A 19,925-nucleotide genomic window follows, 5' to 3' on the forward strand; every position below is an offset into this window, starting at 1 on the left:
AAAAAAGCATTTTTAGATTTAATATATTTGTTAGCTTATTAAACAACATAACAAATGAAAAAAGCTTTTTTACTACTATTGATAATGGTATCAATCTCTGTAACTGCACAACAAAAATTAGATTTATCGTATTACCTACCTAATGATGTTTCTTATGCTAAAAATATACCAACACCAAAATCGGTTATAGGTCATGAAGTAGGAGAGTGGCATGTAACACACGATAAGTTGGTAGAATATATGAAAGCCTTGGCAAAGGCTTCTGATAGAGTTTTTATTGAAGATAGAGGGCAAACCTATGAAGGAAGACCTTTATTATTATTAACAATTACTTCGCCTAAAAATCATGAAAATTTAGAGCAAATTAGAAAGCAACACATAAAAGCGACTGATGATGCTTCGGTAAATGTTTCGAGTCAACCTATAGTGGTTTATCAGGGTTTTTCTATTCATGGAAATGAACCTAGTGGAACAAACTCTGCATTAGCATCGGCTTATTATTTAGCAGCGGCAGAAGGAGCTAAAATTGATGAGTTATTAGAGAATACAATTATATTGTTCGATCCATCTTTGAATCCTGATGGTTTACAGCGTTTTGCATATTGGGCAAATACAAACAAGGCGGACAATATAAACCCTGACTCTAATGATAGAGAATATCATGAAGTTTGGCCTGGCGGAAGAACAAATCACTATTGGTTTGATATGAACCGTGATTGGTTGCCAGTTCAGTTACCTGAAAGTGCTGCAAGAATAGCTTCTTTTCATAAATGGTTACCAAATATTTTAACCGATCATCATGAAATGGGAACCAACTCGAGTTTCTTTTTTCAACCGGGAATTCCGAGTAGAACAAATCCGTTAACGCCGCAGATGAACCAGGATTTAACCAAAGAAATTGCAACCTACCATGCAAAGGCTTTTGATAAAATAGGATCAACGTATTATTCTGAAGAAAGTTTTGATGATTTTTACTTCGGAAAAGGCTCAACATTCCCAGATATTAACGGAAGTATCGGTATTTTGTTTGAGCAAGGAAGTTCTCGTGGACATGCACAAGAAAGTGAAAACGGAGTGTTAACTTTTCCGTTTACAATTCGCAATCAATTTACAGCTACTTTATCAACTTTAGAAGCAGCTAAAAATATGCGCGTAAAAATCTTAAAATATCAACAAAGTTTTTATGAGAAATCTCGAAATTCAGGAGATAATAAAGCGATTGTTTTTGGAGATGAAAAAGATGCTGTAAAAAGCTATCATTTAGCAGCAGTTTTAAAAAAGCATCAAATAAAAATACACGAATTAAAAACTGATTTTACATCAAAAGGAAAAAATTTTAAAAAAGGGTATAGTTATGTTGTACCAATGAATCAGAAGAATAACCGATTGGTAAAAGCAATGTTTGATGTACGAACTACTTTTAAAGATAGTTTATTTTACGATGTTTCTGCATGGACATTCAATCATGCCTTTGGAGTAGATTTTGCTGATAATATTTCTTTATCAAAAGCAGGAGAAGAGATTGTTGATTTAAAGAAAAAAGAAGGAACAATTAAAAATAAAAGTAGTGTTGGGTATTTGTTTTCTTGGAATGAATATGAAACTCCGAAAGCTTTAAATACGATTTTAGAAAAAGGATTGCGTGCAAAAGTGGCTATGAAGCAGTTTAAAAATAATGGAGAATCGTTTGATTATGGAACTATTTTTATTCCTGCTCAAAATCAGAAATTAAACAACTCAGAGTTATATGAGTTTTTAAATAAAATTACGGTTAAGAATCATATTAACATAAAAGGTGTTGCTACGGGGTTAAATGAGGGAATTGATTTAGGGAGTAGGAACTTCAGAGCAATAAAACCACAAAAAATAGCGATGTTAGTTGGTAGTGGAATGACGAGTTATGATGCTGGTGAAATTTGGCATTTATTAGATCAGCGTTTTGAAATGAAATTAACCAAGTTAGATGTTTCGTATGCTTCAAGAATAAACTTAGATAAGTATACAACGATTGTTGTGCCTAATAGTTATTCGGTTGATAAAAGATTAGAAGACAAGTTAAAAGTTTGGGTACGAAACGGTGGTGTTCTAATAGGATATAGAAATGCAGTTAATTGGTTGTCTAATAAAAAATTCATCGATTTAAAATTTAATAAAACAAAGATAGATACAGTTGAAAATATATCGTTTGAAAATAAATCGTTACAATCAGGTGCACAAGTAATCGGTGGTGCAATTTTTGAAGCAAAAACAGATCGTTCGCATCCTGTAAATTTCGGATACAAGAGTGATAAAATCGCTTTATTTAGAAATACACGTCAGTTTATTCAGGCAGACAAAAAGAGTTATAATAATCCGATACAATATACCGATAGCCCTTTATTGAGTGGTTATGTCTCTAAAGAAAACTTGAATGTATTAAAAAACACGGTTCCGTTTAAAGTTAATAGATTAGGGTCTGGTAAGGTTATTGTTTTTACAGACAATACAAACTTTAGAGCTTTTTGGTTTGGAACAAACAAATTGTTAATGAACGCTATTTTCTTCGGGAAATTAATGTAGATTTTAACAGGTTCTAAAAAAAAGTCTCCTTTATAATTTATAAAGGAGACTTTTTTATGAAGTAGAATTACTTAATATATTAAAGAGAAATGCGATTTAACCTGTTGCTTTATTCCATAATCATTAGTGTAAGTTAATATAAACCAATAGTCGTTTTTAGGCATTCTTATACCGTTATAAAAACCATCCCAGCCTTTAGATACTTTTGTTAATGTAAATAATGGTTTACCAAACCTGTTAGCTATTTGAACTGTTGGGTTTGTTAGGTATTCTATTCCTATGATTTGCCATGTATCGTTAGATCCATCGTTGTTAGGAGTAAAGAATCTTGGGTAATCAATAATAGTTTTACTGATACTTGTTTCACCACAACCGTTCTCATCTAAAATATAAAAAGTATTAAAACCAGCAGGAACATTTTCAAAAACTGGGCTTTCTTGAAAAGGCTCATCATTAAGTCTGTATATGTAATTTCCGCTACCAAGGGCATTTATAGTTATTGTGTGATTGTTAGCAAATAATTCTGAATTTAAAAATAAATCTAATTTATCTGGTTCTCCAGAAGGGATAACTTCAGCTTCTTCGGTAATAGAGCATCCTGTAGTTATTGTAGTTGCTTTTACTTTATATGTCCCTGCTGTATTAATAAAAATGTTAGGTGTTGTTTCAGGTAATAAAACATCATTTAAATACCATTGAAAAGTATATAAACTATCATCTAGGTTTGTGTCAATTTCGGGCGTTATAAAGTTGTCATCTGTAGTTTTACATAAAAAAAGATCTTCTATTTCAAAATTAGCGGGAGTATTTATAAGTATAATAAAAGGTTCTATCTCATAACAACCTGTTGTATTGTTTTTAATTTTAGCAAATAAAGAATAAGTAGGCACACCAGTAGTGGTATAATTGTTTTTATCAAGATCTATACTATTATTTGCATTATCTATAGAAGAATGATAAGATACTGAAAATTCAGAAGAGCTTAAAACACCTAATGCAATATTGTCAACTATGCTAAGTTGAATATTGGTTATAAAGTCAAAATTAATATCACAAAAAGACTGATCGGGTATGTTTGTTGTAGTAAAAGGAGTTGTACCATTTAAAACAATAATATCACTTGGAGTTCTAGAGCAACTTGAAGAGATATATTCTAAACTAAAATCTGAAAAAGTACCATTTGAAAGGTTATTTAGTGCTATTTCACCAGCACTATTAGGTGTGTAAATTGTTTCAGGAGCAGCTGTTCCGTTTACTTTGTAGTTAATTACTGTTTGCTCACCATCTGTTAGTCCAGAAATAATAATAGTACCATCATCTCCATTACAGTTTGTAGGGTTTACGCTGCTAAATACGGGGTTTAAGGGTGTTGGAGGGCTTAATGTGTGAGTTGAACTAAGTTGTGTAACGCAACTCTTATAAGTAATTTTAAAGTCAGAATAATCGCCTTCTATTAAATTAATAATCTCAATTTCACCTAAACTATTTGTAGTAAAGGTTGCATCAGGGATTAATATTCCATTTTTAATATAGCTAATAATGTAATTTTCATTAGCATTTAAATCGGTTAAAATTATACTTCCATCGTTTCCATCACATTTCGTAGGGTTTTTAGTTAAAAATGTAGGGTTTAACGGAGCAGGTGGATTTAGGGAGTAGGTTGTGTCTAATTTAGAAGTACAGGTTGTGTCTCCTATTTTAAAGTCAGAATAATCACCCACTATTAAGTTAGCTATTTCAATATTTCCTAAATTATCAGTTGTATATGTTTTTTCTGGAATTGGAGTTCCGTTTTGACTATAGCTAATTGTATAATCTTCATTAGCGTTTAAACCAGATAAAAGTAAACTCCCATCATTTCCGTTACATTCTGTGGGATTAGATGTAGATATGTTTACAATTATAGGAACAAATGTTTTATCTACTTCTTTTAAGAAATAGTAGTAAACAAAATTTTTAGTTTCTTTTGGAGCAATATTTCCTATATTAAAAGAGATAGACATGGCAATGTCATCGAAAGTTGTTGCCCCAATAGTATTTGTTACAGTTGTACCATTCCAAATATTACTAGCACTCCTGTTAGAAAAGCCACCAAAACTAACTTTAGCTCTTTTATCATTTGCATAAAAACTAACAGCAGATCCGTCAGTATCTTCAACACCACCAACAGCATCTTGAGTTGCCATAACAAGTGCTATATCATCACTGGCACTAGGTTGACTTAATATTTCTAAATTAGTCGCGTAAACAGAAGAAAGAGAAACATTATTGTCAGGATCTACATTGTGCATAAAAAAAACATTCTTTTTTATGTCATTTGATGTATTACTGATTGAAGTGATCATTTGAATAAACGTTCCGTTTTCAGTAACACTGTAAGATCTTTTTATTTGCAAACCATCTACAGAACCTTCCCATATAATTTGTGCTAAACTTTCGAAGCAGTCAGATTCTATTTTTTTACTACTAACTATTCCTCCCATAACACCATCAAAGAAGGAAACATTATTGTTATTGTGATTTATACCATCTATTTCAATAGAAAAACCTTCTTCTGCTTCACCAGGGGTAAAGAAGTCGCCATCATAATCTACCCAATTATCTTTCTTAGGATTTGCTATAAAACCAAATAATAAATTACTAAATTCTCTGTTTTCATGAAATGATGTAGGTTTGTTATTCTTTTTAGTACCAAAAACACCTTTTTCATTAATACCTATTTCAACATAATTACCTTTAACCCAACCTTGGTTTTCGATTAAATGGGCTTCTAATTGAGCAAATAAATTTAAAGAAGAGATAAAAAGTAAAGTGTAAACTAGTCTTAGGGGTAATGGTTTTTTCAAAGCTTTTTTTAGCAAATATAAGTGGTTGAAGAAAGATTAACAATTCTTAATTAATATAATTTATATTATATTTTTTGTAACAAAACAGAAGTTTAAGCGTCTTTATATTGTATTAATAAATTATAAAAAAAAATGAGTTTACTAAGAGTTTTACTAGCAATTTTTTTCCCACCATTAGCGGTAATAGGTAAAGGTTGTGGGTCAATTATAATTGTGTTTTTGTTAACGCTGTGTGGTTGGGTGCCTGGTGTTATTGCTGCTCTTATTATATTAAATAATCCAAAATAAATAGCATCTCTTTTTATGTGTGTTTTAAATTAAAAAAAGCGCTCTATGAGCGCTTTTTTTAATTTAAAACTTCTTCTATAATTTTACCTGTTGAACCGTTGGGAAATTCAATTTGTAATAGGTTAGAGATTGTAGGAGCAATATCTATAATTTCATATTTCTTTTTAGAAGCACCTTTTTTAATTCCGTTACCGTAAAAAATAATAGGTATGTGAGTATCATAAGAATATCCTGAACCATGTGAGGTTCCACCATCTTTGTAATAAGTACTTAGTGTAGACGGATTAGGAATTAATAAAATATCTCCCGAAAATTTTTGATTATAACCGTTTTGTAATGAATTTAAAATTCCAGACGTAAAAGAAGTAGTTTGTAAAGTTCTTGCAGTTACTGATTTATATATCCCCTTGTAATTAATTACTTGATCAGTAATTTTCTGAGCAACTTCATTAGCGTTAAGCTTTAATTCTTCAATTTTTTCTTTATTTAAGAAAATTTGAAAGTTAGAAATATTTTCTACTAATTCATCAGACTTAAAATATTTTAAAGTAATGTTGTTTACATACTCTTTAAATTTTTTATAGCTAAAGTAGTTAGCAGGAATCTTAACCGATTTTAAATATTTAGGAACTTGAACGGCTGCGTGATCTGCTGTTAAGAATAAGGTGTAATTACCTTCGCCAACTTGTGTATCTAAAAACTGAAAAAAGTCAGCCAAGTCTTTATCTAAACGTAAATAAGTATCTTCAACTTCTTTGGATGCAACACCAAATTGATGACCAACATAATCAGTAGAAGAGTAACTAACGGCTAAAAAATCAGTGTAATCCGATTTGCCTAAATTCTCTCCTATGATAGCTGCTTTTGCAAAATCGGTAGTCAAAGAGTTTCCAGCAGGAATTGCTTTTATAATACTATAATTATTGTTTTTATCTTTTAATTTTGGAATATCGTGAGGAAAAATAGGTTTTTCTTCTCCTTTAAAAGACATTTCAAAGTTATTATCGTCAGCAATACTTTCCGTATAAGTATTAATATCATAAAGAGTTTCCCAGGGTTGTGTTAGGTAATTATCAACAATTTTAGAGTTATTAAACTTTCGCACCCAATTAGGTAATTTATTTAGGTAGTATGACGAAGTTATCCAATCGCCTTTGCTACCTCCATCAAACCAATAGGCAGCATTAGCTGTATGACCAGCGGGTAAAATAGCAGAACGATCTTTAATTGCAATACCAATAGTTTTTCCGTTCATGTTTTGTGCCAATCTTAATTGATCTGTAACGGTAGTAGTAAGCATTCTTTGAGGTGATTTTTCACCACCATTACCATCATTTCCAACAGTTTTGTAATTGCTATCATCAACACAATAAATAGTTTCTTTTAAGTATTTATCATACCAATTGTTACTAATTATGGCGTGATTTACAGGGGTAGTACCAGTGTAAATAGATGCGTGGCCAACAGCCGTATAAGTAGGTATGTAGTTATAGTGAGCGTTTTCGAGTGAAAAACCACCATTTAATAAACGATTAAAGCCATCTTTACCATATTTACTAGCAAAACGAGTAAGATAATCATAGCGCATCTGATCGATAACAATACCTATAACTAGTTTCGGTTTTTTAGGGTCCTTTTTTTTAATAGGGGTAAAACTATATAAACCAAATAAGGCAATGGCAGCTAAAGTTATTAATTTTTTCATTTTGATTTTTAAAAATTATAAAATCAAAGGTAAGTAAATGCGTACTAAAATAGATAATAAAGCAAAGAGTTAATGGTTTTTTAATACTTTAGCAAAAAGAAAAATAGATTAGTTTAATGAACTACATTGAGCATATAGGTAAGTATTTTGGAATGCTAAAACAAGTATTTACAAAACCACAGAGAGCACGTGTTTTTAGAGAAGCTTTGTTTAGAGAGATAGATGAATTAGGTCTTAAATCTTTAGGTATTATTGCTTTTATATCTTTTTTTATTGGTGGAGTAATAGCATTGCAGACAGCTTTAAATTTAGAAAGTCCGTTTATACCAAGGTCTTTAATAGGTTTCGCAGCCAAAAGATCTATCATATTAGAATTTGCTCCTACGTTTTGTTCTATTATTTTGGCAGGGAAAGTAGGTTCATATATTACTTCAAGTATCGGTGCAATGCGTGTTACCGAACAAATTGATGCCTTAGAAGTAATGGGGATTAATTCATTAAATTATTTAGTATTGCCTAAAATAATAGCTACGGTATTCTTTTACCCTTTTTTAATAGTTCTTGGAATGTTCTTAGGAATTTTCGGAGGATGGTTAGCAGGTGTGCTATCAGGATTGTTTTCTGGAGTAGATTATATAGCAGGTGTACAGATGGATTTCAATCCGTTTTTACTAACCTATGCAATTATAAAAACATTAATTTTTGCCTTTTTAATAGCTACTGTGCCCTCTTATCATGGGTATTATGTAAAAGGTGGTTCGTTAGAAGTGGGTAAGGCAAGTACGCAATCTGTTGTTTGGACAACCGTTCTTATTGTTATCGCTAATTATTTATTAACTCAAATGTTGCTAACCTAATGATTGAAGTAAATAACTTACATAAAGGGTTTAATGGTGTTGAAATTTTAAAAGGAATTTCAACTTCATTTTCTCCAGGAGAAACAAGTTTAATTATAGGACAAAGTGGTTCTGGTAAAACTGTTTTTTTAAAATCATTAATTGGGCTTCACATTCCTGAAAAAGGAAGTATCGTATATGATGGTCGCGTAAATAATGAAATGTCTATAGAAGATAAAAGAGACTTTAGAAAAGAGCTAGGAATGGTTTTTCAAGGAAGTGCACTGTTTGATTCACAAACTGTAGAGGAAAATGTAATGTTTCCTTTAAAAATGTTTACAAAGCAGCCAGAAAGCGAAATGCTAGATAGAGTTAACTTTGTTTTAAAACGAGTGAACTTAGAGAATTCAAATAAAAAATTTCCAGCAGAACTATCAGGAGGAATGCAAAAACGTGTTGCAATAGCACGTGCTATTGTAATGAAACCTAAATATTTGTTTTGTGACGAACCAAATTCAGGTTTAGATCCGCAAACATCAATTGTAATCGATAATTTAATTCAAGAAATTACAGACGAGTATAAAATAACAACGATTATTAATACGCATGATATGAATTCTGTTATGGAAATAGGAGATAAGATTGTTTTTCTTAAAGATGGAATAAAAGCATGGGAAGGCTCTCATAAGGAAATTTTTAAAACGGATAATAAAGCAGTAGTAGATTTTGTATATTCATCTAATCTGTTCAAAAAAGTACGTCAAGCATATTTATCTGAAAAATAATTTTAGTGTTAAATTATTGTAAAACAAAGAACTAAAATAAATATTGATAAATCGGTTATTTTTTTGATAAAAAGGTTTTGTAGAAGTAAAAAAGGACTGTATATTTGCACCCGCTAAGGAGAAAAATAAATGACCTGGTAGCTCAGTTGGTAGAGCATCTCCCTTTTAAGGAGAGGGTCCTGGGTTCGAGCCCCAGCCCGGTCACAAAAAGCTTTTCTTATTTAAGAAAAGCTTTTATTTTTTTCTAAAGCTTTGGGGAGATACCAAAGCGGCCAACTGGGACGGACTGTAACTCCGTTGTCTTACGACTTCGCAGGTTCGAATCCTGCTCTCCCCACAAAAACCTCAATCTATTTAGATTGAGGTTTTTTATTGTTCGTATTTTGTTTACTTACAGGTGTTTAGCAAGTTTTTATTCAGTGTTATGTCAAAAAAAGGCCATTTACACATAATCGAATACCATTTATACATTAGTTGTTTAGCAGAGTATTGTTTCTATGTATATTTATAGTATAATACACAAGGGTTTATTATTGATGAATTGGGGGATTAATCAATAATAGCATAAAACAAAAAAGCATTACTAAAATTTTAGTAATGCTTTTTTGTTTTATGCCGTATTTGGATGATGTAGAAATAAGTTTTAAAGTCGTAGCTTAATCATATGCAAACTTAAAAATTGTTTTTTTATAAAATATTATTTCATCTAATATTCAGATAATCAGTCTTGTTTAATTTTTAGTTTTATTTAAGTAGTTTTTTTTGATAAAAAAGTTTGTAGATGTGAAAAAGGAGTGTATATTTGCACCCGCTAAGGAGAAAAATAAATGACCTGGTAGCTCAGTTGGTAGAGCATCTCCCTTTTAAGGAGAGGGTCCTGGGTTCGAGCCCCAGCCCGGTCACAAAAAGCTTTTCTTATTTAAGAAAAGCTTTTATTTTTTTTATAAAGCTTTGGGGAGATACCAAAGCGGCCAACTGGGACGGACTGTAACTCCGTTGTCTTACGACTTCGCAGGTTCGAATCCTGCTCTCCCCACAAAAACCTCAATCTATTTAGATTGAGGTTTTTTACCTTTAAAACACATTTTGTTTATCTTTTTTAATTTTTAATTAAACAATATTGTATTTTTGTTAAAATATTAAGGATTCCAATTATGAAAAAGTTAGTACTATTTATTTTATTATTACAGGTATTTGTATCCGTAGGTCAAGGTCAAGGAATAATTACAGGTAAAGTAATCGATCAAAAAACAAGAGAAGCAATTCCTTTTGTAAACGTATTAATTTATGGAACATCTATTGGAATGGCATCTGATGAGGAAGGTAATTTTAAAATATCTAACGTTCCTTTAGGTTACAATAAATTACAGGTTTCTTTTATTGGCTACGAAACATTAATATCAGACGAGTATTTGGTTACGAATGATAATGCACCCTTTATTATTATCAAATTAAAAGAAAGTAGTACTAACTTAAAGGAGGTAGAAGTTAAGGCTAGCTTGTTTAAAAAATCAATAGAAAGTCCGTTATCATTACAATCTTTGGGGGTTGCTGAGATAGAGAAAAATCCAGGCGGAAATAGAGATGTTTTAAAAGTGATTCAATCATTTCCAGGAGTAGCTTCAAATCCAGGTTTTAGAAATGATATTATAATAAGAGGAGGGGCAACATCAGAAAATAAGTTTTATTTAGATGGAATTGAAGTTCCGGTAATAAATCATTTTCAAACACAAGGAGCTACCGGCGGACCAGTAGGAATCATAAATGCTGATTTAATTCGTAAGGTTGATTTTTATTCAAGTGCTTTTCCGGCAAATAGAGGTAATACATTAAGTTCGGTAATAGAATTTACACAAAAGAAAGGAAACCCTACAGCCCTTAATACAAGAGCAACTTTAGGAACTTCGGATGCAGGTATAACTTTAGATGGTCCTATAGGAGATAAAACTACCTTTATGCTCTCTGTGCGTCAATCTTATCTTCAGTTATTATTTAAGTTAATTAAATTGCCTTTTTTACCAACTTATAATGATTTTCAGTTAAATGTTAATTCGCAATTATCTAAAAATAGTGAGTTATCTATAGTGGCGTTAGGAGCCATTGATGATTTTGAATTAAATACATCAGTTAATGATGGTGAAACAGATGAAGAAACAATAAAAAGTAATAAAGTATTTTTAAATACGGTGCCTGTAAATAGTCAGTGGAACTATACAGTAGGAGCGAGTTATAAGTATTTTGCAGATGATGTTACTCATTTATTTGTTTTAAGCAGAAATGAGCTTAAAAATAAGGCTGTGAAGTATTTTATGAATGAGGAAACACCACAGAACTTATTATTAGATTATGATTCTAAAGAAATAGAAACTAAATTTAGGTACGAGAGTAATTTTAGTACTAAAAATAATTATAAAGTTAATATAGGTGCCAATTTAGAAAAAGCGACTTACATTAACAATACCTATAGAAAAGTAGCTAATTCAGATGGTGTTTTTGAGGATATATTTAATTCAGAAATTGATTTTATAAAGTATGGTGTGTTTGGTCAGGTTTCTAAAGAATATTTAAATAATAAACTAGGAGTTTCTTTTGGATTTAGATTAGATGGAGTTGATTATAATAGTGAAATGAAAAATCTTTTAAATCAATTTTCACCAAGACTTTCTTTAAGTTATAGCCTTAATGATAAGTTGTCTTTAAATTCATCACTAGGTCGTTATTATCAATTACCATCTTATACTGTTTTAGGTTTTAAAAATAATGTTGGTGAGTTTGCGAATAAAAAAGGTTTGAAATATATACAATCAGATCACTTTGTAAGCGGATTAGCATATAGGCCAAACACGAGTTCTAAAATTACTTTAGAAGGTTTTTATAAAGCGTATAGTAAGTATCCTTTTTCAGTAAGAAATCAAATAAGTTTGGCAAATTTAGGAGCAGATTTTGGTGTAGTAGGTAATGAAGAAGTTGTTTCTAATTCTAAAGGAAGAGCATACGGATTTGAAGTGCTTGCGCAAAAAAAATCATATAATGGTTTGTACGGAATAGCATCTTACACCTTTGTAAGAAGTGAATTTAAAAATACACTAGGTAATTATATTCCGTCTACTTGGGATAATAAACATCTGGTAACGATAACTGCAGGTAAAAAATTAAAAAGAAACTGGGAAATAGGTTCTAAGTTCAGATTAGTTGGAGGTAGGCCTTATACACCTTACGATAGGGATGCTTCTTCATTAAAAGAAAACTATGATGTTGTAAACAGTGGAATTCTAGATTACACAAAGTTAAATGGTCAACGTTTTGATAGTTACACACAGTTAGATGTTCGGGTAGATAAAACATGGTTCTTAAAAAAAGCTGCTATTAATTTATATGTTGATATTCAGAATATTTATGCAAGTAGTTCAAATCAACAACCATATTTATTGCCAATAGAAGACGAAAACGGTAGGGTTTCAGATCCCAGTGATAATTCGAGGTATGTGTTAGAAGAAATTGAAAACACCTCAGGAAGAGCTTTGCCAAGAATAGGCGTAATTGTAGATTTTTAGCAGGTTGAAATTTTTAAAGTCATTATAAAAACTGTAAATTGCTCTATTAATAAAATTCAAACATGAAAAATTTATTTATAGGAGCTGCTTTTAGCGTTTTAAGTATCGGTGCTATTACAGCTCAAGAATATGAGTTTAAAACCATAAAAGATATCGAAAACACGCAAGTAAAAAGCCAAGGAAATACTGGTACTTGTTGGAGTTTTTCTACAACATCATTTTTAGAATCTGAAATTATACGGTTAACAGGTAAAAACATCGATTTATCAGAAATGTATACCGTTCGTAATACGTATTCAGATAAAGCTAGTAATTATTTATATCGTCAAGGAAAATCGCAGTTTAGTGAAGGTGGTTTAGGTCATGATGTTATTAATTCTGTAGCGAGATACGGATTGGTTCCTGAGCAAGTTTTTTCGGGATTAGATATGGGGCAACAAACTCATAATCACGCTGAGGTTGTAGCTGTTTTAAAATCGATGTTAGATGCGTATATTAAAAATCCGGCTAAAGAATTAAGTCCGAAATGGAAAAAAGCAACAGAAAGTGTTTTAGATGTTTATTTAGGCGAGAATAAAGAAAAGTTCGAGTTTGAAGGTAAAGAATATACGCCAAAAAGTTTTGCTGAGTATGTAAAAATAAATCCGTCAAACTACGTAACAATTACTTCTTTTAAACATGCTAAAATGTATGATGATTTTGTTTTAAATATTCCTGATAATTTTTCAAACGGATCATTCTATAATGTTTCTTTAGATGAATTGGTTGCTGTTACAGAAAATGCTTTAGAAAAAGGCTTTACGATTGAACTAGATTGTGATGTTTCAGAAAAAACATTTTCATCAAAAAACGGAGTGGCGTTTATACCTGCAAGTGTTTTAGATAGTGAGAAGGGATTAAAAGAAATTATTAAAGAAAAAAATATAACGTCAAGTTTTCGTCAATCAGAATTCGAAAACTTTAATACTACTGATGATCACCTAATGCACATTGTAGGCTTGGTTAAAGATCAGCAAGGGAATAGGTATTTTAAAGTGAAAAATTCTTGGGGAACAAAGCAAGGAAACAACGGATATGTATACATGTCTATTCCTTATTTTAAATTAAAAACTATTTCTGTTTTAGTTCATAAAGATGGTCTGTTAAACGATTTAAAAAAGAAGTTAAATATCAATTAAATGATGATGTAAATGCATCGTTAAAAAGCTCAAAGAAACATCTTTGAGCTTTTTTTATTTTTATAAAATAAATAAGGAATTTTGTATCTTTCGCAAGTTATAAAACAACATAAATGGAAGAAAAACTAAATCAAGATGAAAGTGTAGAGCAATCTAAACAAGCTATTCAAGAAGATGCGAAAGGTTTGTGGGAGAGTTCTAAAAAATTTATTGTTGAGTTATTAGATTTTCGTGAAGACACCGATCAAGAAGCAACAATTGAAGCCATAAAAGTTGATATTCCGTTTAAAGGAGCAACAGCTTGGATTTTAATATGTTCGATATTTGTGGCTTCTATAGGTTTAAATGCAAACTCTACAGCAGTTGTAATTGGAGCCATGTTAATATCGCCTTTAATGGGGCCAATTTTAGGAATAGGAATGTCTATTGCTATAAACGATATTGATACGTTAAAGAAGTCATTGGTCAACTTAGCAACGATGATTGGGTTGAGTTTATTAACAGCATTTTTCTTTTTCTTTCTATTTCCATTAAAAGAAGATACGTCTGAGTTATTAGGTAGAGTAAAACCAGATATTAGAGATGTATTAATCGCCTTTTTTGGAGGTTTGGCTTTAATTATAGCACGTACAAAAAAAGGAACAATAGCTTCTGTTATTTTTGGTGTTGCAATTGCAACAGCCCTAATGCCGCCTTTATGTACAGCTGGTTATGGTTTGGCAATTGGTAATTTCGATTACTTTTTTGGTGCTATGTATTTATTTATTATTAACACCATATTTATAGCATTAGCAACATTTTTAGTTTTAAAATTATTAGGGTTTACAATGATTCGTTATGTAAATTCAGTAAAAAGAAAACGAATTGCACGTTTAGCATCTGTTGTAGCTTTTTTAGTTATGGTGCCTGCGGTATTTACATTTATTAGTGTTTATAAAGAAAGCGTTATAAATGCAAGTTATAAGAAGTTTTTAAAAGAGAAAATAGAGTCTAATAAAGATTTATGGTTGCAAAGAGAAAAAATTCATAGAGATACTAAAAAAGTAAACTTGTTCTTTAACGGAGATGTAACTGATGCTACAGAAACCTTTTTAAGAAATGAATTAAAAACCTATGCAAAGTTAGATACTTACGAGCTTATAATAAATGAAAATAAAGCACGTAGTGTAGATAGGGTAGTAGATGCTTATGATAGAGCAATTACAGATTTAGATTTAAAAGACAATATAATAAAAGGATTACAGCGTGAAATTGAAGATCTGAAAAGTACAATTTCAACCTTGAATACTAATATTGAACAAAACGCTTTAGATAGAGATAAAAATAGTGTACCATTTAGCAAAGTGGCAAAAGAAGCTAAAATTAGATTTAATGATATTAAAGAAATCAGTTTTTCTAAAAAATTATCTTCTAAAGATTTTATAAAGGTTGATACAATTCCTGAGTTATCAGTAATATGGAATCCTAAACTGGCAGATTCGATTGTAAAAAAGAACGAAAATGAACTTAAAACATGGTTGCAAAAAGAACTTAAATTAAAGATTACTATAGTGAAGTAAAAGCAATCTATTTCAAACAAAAAAACCGAGCATTTGCTCGGTTTTTTTGTTTTTATTAAAAGAAATATCTATAATTTATTAAGGTATAAGCTTTTTATAATTCCATCAGAAAGTCCGATTTTAGGAACAAATATTTTTCTAGCTCCACTCCATTTCATTGCAGAAAGGTAAATTTTTGTAGCCGGAACAATAACATCTGCTCTATCAGGATTTAAACTCAATTCAGAAATACGTTCTTTATAGCTCATATTCTTTAAAAACTGATATTGAGCATTTAGGTATATGTAAGAGATTGGTTTGCCAATATCTCTACCCGACATTTTAAATATTTTATTAATGTTTCCGCCAGAACCTATTAAAGAAATACGTTTGTATATTTTAGTATTGCCTTCAATCCATTCTTGTACCTCTTTAAAAATAGCTTTGTTTTCTGTTTTTTTATTATTGATTAATCGTACGGTACCTATTTTAAAAGATTTCGATTTAATAATTCTTCCTTTAGAAAACAAGGTGAATTCTGTACTACCACCACCAACATCAACATAAAGATACGTTAGGTCTGATTCTATTAATTGATTTAAATCGGTTGCAAATATAATAGCAGCTTCTTTTTTACCATCAATAACATCAATTTCTATATTGGTTTTCTTAAAAATGGTATTTACAACTTCAGTTCCGTTCTTAGCTTCTCTCATTGCTGAGGTAGCACAGGCTTTATATCTTTCAACGCCATGAACTTTCATCAGTAATTTAAAAGCCTCCATAGCATCAATCATTCTGTTGGTATTTTCTTCAGAAATAACACCAGTAACAAAAGAATCTGTTCCTAAACGAATAGGAACACGAACTAATGAAGATTTTTTAAATTGAGGTTCTTTATTTTTTTCTTCAATAACATTTGCTATTAAAAGTCTTACAGCATTCGAACCTATATCTATCGCACCGTATTTCTTAATTTTCAAACTATATAGATTTATCGATGGTTTTTAGGAAATTCTACTAAACATGTACTTCCTTTTTTTATGTTTTTCCAATGTTTTTCATCAAACTGAATACCAATTACACCGCAAGTAGATACGTGAGCAATAGGTTTATCACCAAATTTATTTACAAAACTATTAATACCATGGTCATGGCTAAATATAATAGCACTGTCAAAACTATCATCTAAAGCTTTTACAGTTTTTACTAAGTACCCATCGCTAAAACTATATAACTGACGTTTTATTTTAAGGTTTGCAAGCGGGTATTTAAAGTTTTCGCAAAAAATAACAGCAGTATGTAAAGCCCTGTTTGCACTACTAGATACAAATACATCGGGTCTTTTTATTTCTTCGGATAGGTATTTCGATAAAAGATGCGCGTCTTTTATACCGCGTTCTTTTAAGGGTCTATCAATATCTTCTATACTTTCGTACTTCCATGAAGATTTTGCGTGGCGAACAATATAAAGTGTTTTCATTTAATTTTTTATAGCTGTGTAAATATAAAACTAAGGAGCTAAACGTTCAAGTTTCCAAGAGAAATCTTTTTGCAAGGTATATCTTATACGATCATGCATTCTGTTAGGGCGTCCTTGCCAAAACTCAATAGATATTGGTTTAACCATAAAACCGCCCCAATGTGGTGGTCTTACAATTTCTTTACCATTAAATTTTTCTGTTATTTTTTTTAGTTGCTCATCAAGTTCGTTACGAGAATTAACAACATCACTTTGGTTAGATGCCCAAGCGCCTAACTTGCTTCCATCAGGTCTTGATTCAAAATAACCATCCGATAAGTTTTCTGATAACTTTTCAGCTTTCCCTTTTATAATTATCTGCTGTTCTAAACCAGCCCAAAAAAACGAAAGGCATACATTATTGTTATTCAAAATAGCTTTTCCTTTTTCAGAATTATAATTGGTGTAAAAAATAAAACCTTCCCAAGTGTACTTTTTTAACAATACAATTCTGCTTTTAGGAAAACCATCTAAGCCTATTGATGCAATGCTCATTGCGTTAGCTTCATCTACCATTTCAGATTCGTCGGCAGTAAAAAACCAATCTCTAAATAATTCAATTGGGTTTTCTGGGCAGTTTTCTTTTAAAAGTTCTTGTTTTTCGTAAGATTTTCTATGGTTGCTTAAATCGTGTGACATTATGATTTTTTAGACTATGTAAAAATACAGATTTATGAAATGTTTTAAGCTGTTTTGACTTAAAATTTAGCAAGATTTGTAAAGAAGATGGCAAGATTAGGTAAGTATAAAAAAGGTATAGTAATTAATTTTGTGATAGAAAACAGTTCGTCATTAAATTTATACAGTTGAGTGTGTCTTTTTATGTTAAGTTTTAAAAAGAAAGCAATTTTGTACTATCAAATAACAAAAACAATGAAACAATTATTATTTATTTTATGCTTATTAATTCAGGGTTATGTGGTTGCACAAACAATTATTTCAGGAAATGTAACAGATAACAAAGGAAATCCGATTGAAGGAGCAAATGTATATTTAGACGGAACATATGATGGCACATCAACAGATAATAACGGAATTTTTTCTTTTTCAACATCAGAAGTAGGAACAAGAACATTAATAGTTTCTTTTATCTCTTTCGAAACATTTTCGAAATTAGCAGATGTAAAAGAGTTTAATAAGTTAAAAATTAAATTACGTGAAGATGTAAATACTTTAGATGCTGTAACTATAAATGCAGGAACTTTTGAAGCAGGAGACAATGCAAAAGTAACTGCTTTAAAACCGTTAGATATTGTAACAACGGCAAGTGCATTGGGCGATTTTGTTGGCGCTTTACAAACCTTACCAGGAACATCAACTGTTGATGAAGATGGGCGACTTTTTGTTCGGGGTGGTGATGCCGAAGAAACGCAAATTTTTGTAGACGGAATTAGAGTTTTTAAACCGTACTCGCCATCAGCAAATAATATTACTTCTCGTGGTCGATTTTCTCCATTTTTATTTAAAGGAATCACTTTTTCTACCGGAGGTTATTCTGCAGAATACGGACAAGCATTATCGAGTGTGTTGTTATTAAATACAACAGATGAAGTTGTTGAAGAAAAAACAGATTTATCTTTTATGACAGTTGGTTTAGGAGTTGGTAATACACAAGTTTTTGGCAAAAACTCATTAAGTGTTAATGCATCGTATATTAATTTAGCACCGTATCAATCGGCTTTTCAGGACAGAAATACGTGGCATAAACCAGTGCAATCGTTAAGTGGTGAGGCAGTATATCGTTTTAAGTTTAAAAACGAATCGCTATTAAAAGTGTACGGAGCGTTTAGTTATACTGATTTCGATTTAACCCAAGAAGATATAAATTATGAAGAAGGTGTGCGCTTCGGGTTAACAAACAGAAACTTATATTTTAATAGCTCTTATAAAAATAGTTTTGGTGATGGATGGAAAATTGCCACAGGTGTAAGTTTTACAAATGATCAGGCTATTATTAATGTTGTTGATGATGAAATTACTGACGAAGAAAACTCAGCACATTTTAAAGTAGCGATGAAAAAACGTTTTTCGAATCGATTTAAATTAAATTTCGGAGCGGAGTATTTTGTTACCGATTTTAAAGAAAATTATAAGAACGTAACGAACGAAGCTTATAAATATGGATTTGATAATAATATTTTAGGAACTTATGCAGAGGCTGATATATTTTTCTCTAAAAAGTTAGCATCAAAAATAGGTATTCGTGGCGATTATTCTGAGCTGTTAAATGAGTTTACCATTTCGCCAAGAGCATCTATTGCTTATAAGTCAGGAAAAAACGCACAGTTTTCTTTTGCGTACGGACGCTTTTTTCAGAACCCTAAAAATGATTATTTAAAATTTAATACTGATTTTAATGCAGAAAACACGTCGCATTTTATAGCGAATTATCAATATGTAAAAAACAAACAGATTTTTAGAGTAGAAGGCTATTATAAAAAATACCAAGATTTAGTAAAATATGATACAGATTCTTTTTTACCAACCACTAATTATTCGAATTTAGGAAATGGTTATGCTAAAGGAATTGATGTTTTTTGGAGAGATAATAAAAGTATAAAAAACACCGATTATTGGGTCTCATATTCGTTTTTAGATACCGAAAGAAATTATAAAAATTATCCAACAACGGCTACACCAAATTTTGCATCGACACATAATTTATCAGTGGTAGGAAAACACTTTATTAAAGATTTAAAAAGTCAGGTAGGCTTTAGTTACAATTTTGCTTCTGGTAGAAATTACACGAATCCTAATAAAACAGGATTTTTGAATAACAAAACTAAAAATTATAATTCGGTAAGTGTAAATTGGGCGTATTTAATTAGTCAGCAAAAAATATTGTATTTCTCAGTAAACAACGTTTTAGGGCATCAGAATGTATTTGGTTATAATTATAAAAATACGCCAAATATGAACGGTGTTTTTGATAGACAAGCAATTGTGCCTAATGCAGATCGGTTTTTCTTTGTTGGTTTCTTTTGGACAATCAGCGATAATAAGAAAGATAATCAATTAGATAATTTGTAATTAAAAGAAAGTAAGAAAAAACATTACAGTTCAGTCGTGAAAACGAACAACTGAGTAACATGTTTTGGCGAGCTCTGTTTAAAT

Annotated in this window: 13 protein-coding genes and 4 tRNA genes; 12 read left to right on the forward strand and 5 right to left on the reverse strand. The window is 30.7% G+C overall.

The window, feature by feature from the left end; all coding sequences use genetic code 11:
* Positions 1–54: 54 nt before the first annotated feature.
* Positions 55–2,559 (forward strand): M14 family metallopeptidase, encoded by a 2,505-nt coding sequence (locus tag P2G10_RS03705; RefSeq protein WP_275315224.1) that lies wholly within the window; start codon positions 55–57, stop codon positions 2,557–2,559.
* A gap of 71 nt (positions 2,560–2,630) precedes the next feature.
* On the opposite strand, the gene P2G10_RS03710 is transcribed toward P2G10_RS03705, so the two are convergent.
* Positions 2,631–5,405: a T9SS type B sorting domain-containing protein gene (locus P2G10_RS03710; protein WP_275315225.1), complete on the reverse strand. Its 2,775-nt coding sequence runs from the start codon at positions 5,403–5,405 to the stop codon at positions 2,631–2,633.
* Positions 5,406–5,537: 132 nt separating this feature from the next.
* Between P2G10_RS03710 and P2G10_RS03715 the strand changes: the two genes are divergently transcribed.
* Positions 5,538–5,693: a YqaE/Pmp3 family membrane protein gene (locus P2G10_RS03715; RefSeq protein WP_260586715.1), complete on the forward strand. Its 156-nt coding sequence runs from the start codon at positions 5,538–5,540 to the stop codon at positions 5,691–5,693.
* Between the two features lie 58 nt (positions 5,694–5,751).
* On the opposite strand, the gene pafA is transcribed toward P2G10_RS03715, so the two are convergent.
* A complete protein-coding gene (gene pafA / locus P2G10_RS03720; RefSeq protein ID WP_275315226.1) occupies positions 5,752–7,398 on the reverse strand; it encodes an alkaline phosphatase PafA in 1,647 nt (548 codons plus the stop codon).
* A 116-nt stretch (positions 7,399–7,514) separates the two neighbouring features.
* On the opposite strand from pafA, the gene P2G10_RS03725 reads away from it, so the two are divergent.
* The 9 genes from P2G10_RS03725 to P2G10_RS03765 all read left to right on the forward strand — a co-directional run bounded on the left by P2G10_RS03725 (position 7,515) and on the right by P2G10_RS03765 (position 15,310).
* Positions 7,515–8,255, forward strand: coding sequence for an MlaE family ABC transporter permease (locus P2G10_RS03725; RefSeq protein ID WP_218771126.1), 741 nt, complete (start codon positions 7,515–7,517; stop codon positions 8,253–8,255).
* The gene (locus P2G10_RS03730; RefSeq protein ID WP_218771125.1) at positions 8,255–9,019 is read left to right on the forward strand and encodes an ABC transporter ATP-binding protein; all 765 of its coding nucleotides are present in this window, start codon (positions 8,255–8,257) and stop codon (positions 9,017–9,019) included. The genes P2G10_RS03725 and P2G10_RS03730 overlap by 1 nt, the downstream gene beginning before the upstream one ends.
* A gap of 131 nt (positions 9,020–9,150) precedes the next feature.
* Positions 9,151–9,223: transfer RNA gene (locus P2G10_RS03735), tRNA-Lys, on the forward strand.
* Between the two features lie 50 nt (positions 9,224–9,273).
* Positions 9,274–9,356 (forward strand) — tRNA-Tyr (locus P2G10_RS03740).
* 492 nt (positions 9,357–9,848) lie between these two features.
* Positions 9,849–9,921 (forward strand) — tRNA-Lys (locus P2G10_RS03745).
* A 51-nt stretch (positions 9,922–9,972) separates the two neighbouring features.
* Positions 9,973–10,055 (forward strand) — tRNA-Tyr (locus P2G10_RS03750).
* Between the two features lie 118 nt (positions 10,056–10,173).
* Positions 10,174–12,573 carry a TonB-dependent receptor gene (locus P2G10_RS03755; RefSeq protein ID WP_275315227.1) on the forward strand — a complete coding sequence of 800 codons (2,400 nt, stop codon included), beginning with the start codon at positions 10,174–10,176 and terminating at the stop codon, positions 12,571–12,573.
* 62 nt (positions 12,574–12,635) lie between these two features.
* Positions 12,636–13,751 carry a C1 family peptidase gene (locus P2G10_RS03760; RefSeq protein WP_275315228.1) on the forward strand — a complete coding sequence of 372 codons (1,116 nt, stop codon included), beginning with the start codon at positions 12,636–12,638 and terminating at the stop codon, positions 13,749–13,751.
* Between the two features lie 113 nt (positions 13,752–13,864).
* Positions 13,865–15,310, forward strand: coding sequence for a DUF389 domain-containing protein (locus P2G10_RS03765; RefSeq protein WP_218771122.1), 1,446 nt, complete (start codon positions 13,865–13,867; stop codon positions 15,308–15,310).
* A 68-nt stretch (positions 15,311–15,378) separates the two neighbouring features.
* Here P2G10_RS03765 and P2G10_RS03770 read toward each other — a convergent pair whose 3' ends face one another.
* Genes P2G10_RS03770 through pdxH form a run of 3 tightly spaced genes read right to left on the reverse strand, consistent with a single transcriptional unit; the run spans position 15,379 to position 17,450 of the window.
* Positions 15,379–16,272 carry a Ppx/GppA phosphatase family protein gene (locus P2G10_RS03770; protein WP_218771121.1) on the reverse strand — a complete coding sequence of 298 codons (894 nt, stop codon included), beginning with the start codon at positions 16,270–16,272 and terminating at the stop codon, positions 15,379–15,381.
* Positions 16,273–16,283: 11 nt separating this feature from the next.
* On the reverse strand, positions 16,284–16,772 hold the full coding sequence (locus tag P2G10_RS03775) for a SixA phosphatase family protein (protein ID WP_275315229.1): 489 nt from the start codon (positions 16,770–16,772) through the stop codon (positions 16,284–16,286).
* A 30-nt stretch (positions 16,773–16,802) separates the two neighbouring features.
* Positions 16,803–17,450 (reverse strand): pyridoxamine 5'-phosphate oxidase, encoded by a 648-nt coding sequence (pdxH, locus tag P2G10_RS03780; protein ID WP_218771119.1) that lies wholly within the window; start codon positions 17,448–17,450, stop codon positions 16,803–16,805.
* A gap of 234 nt (positions 17,451–17,684) precedes the next feature.
* Here pdxH and P2G10_RS03785 point away from each other — a divergent pair, with 234 nt between their 5' ends.
* Positions 17,685–19,841 carry a TonB-dependent receptor gene (locus P2G10_RS03785; protein WP_275315230.1) on the forward strand — a complete coding sequence of 719 codons (2,157 nt, stop codon included), beginning with the start codon at positions 17,685–17,687 and terminating at the stop codon, positions 19,839–19,841.
* Positions 19,842–19,925 lie beyond the last annotated feature (84 nt).

Origin of the sequence: Tenacibaculum bernardetii, from assembly GCF_029125915.1 — a bacterium.
In the GTDB taxonomy this organism is placed as follows: domain Bacteria; phylum Bacteroidota; class Bacteroidia; order Flavobacteriales; family Flavobacteriaceae; genus Polaribacter; species Polaribacter bernardetii.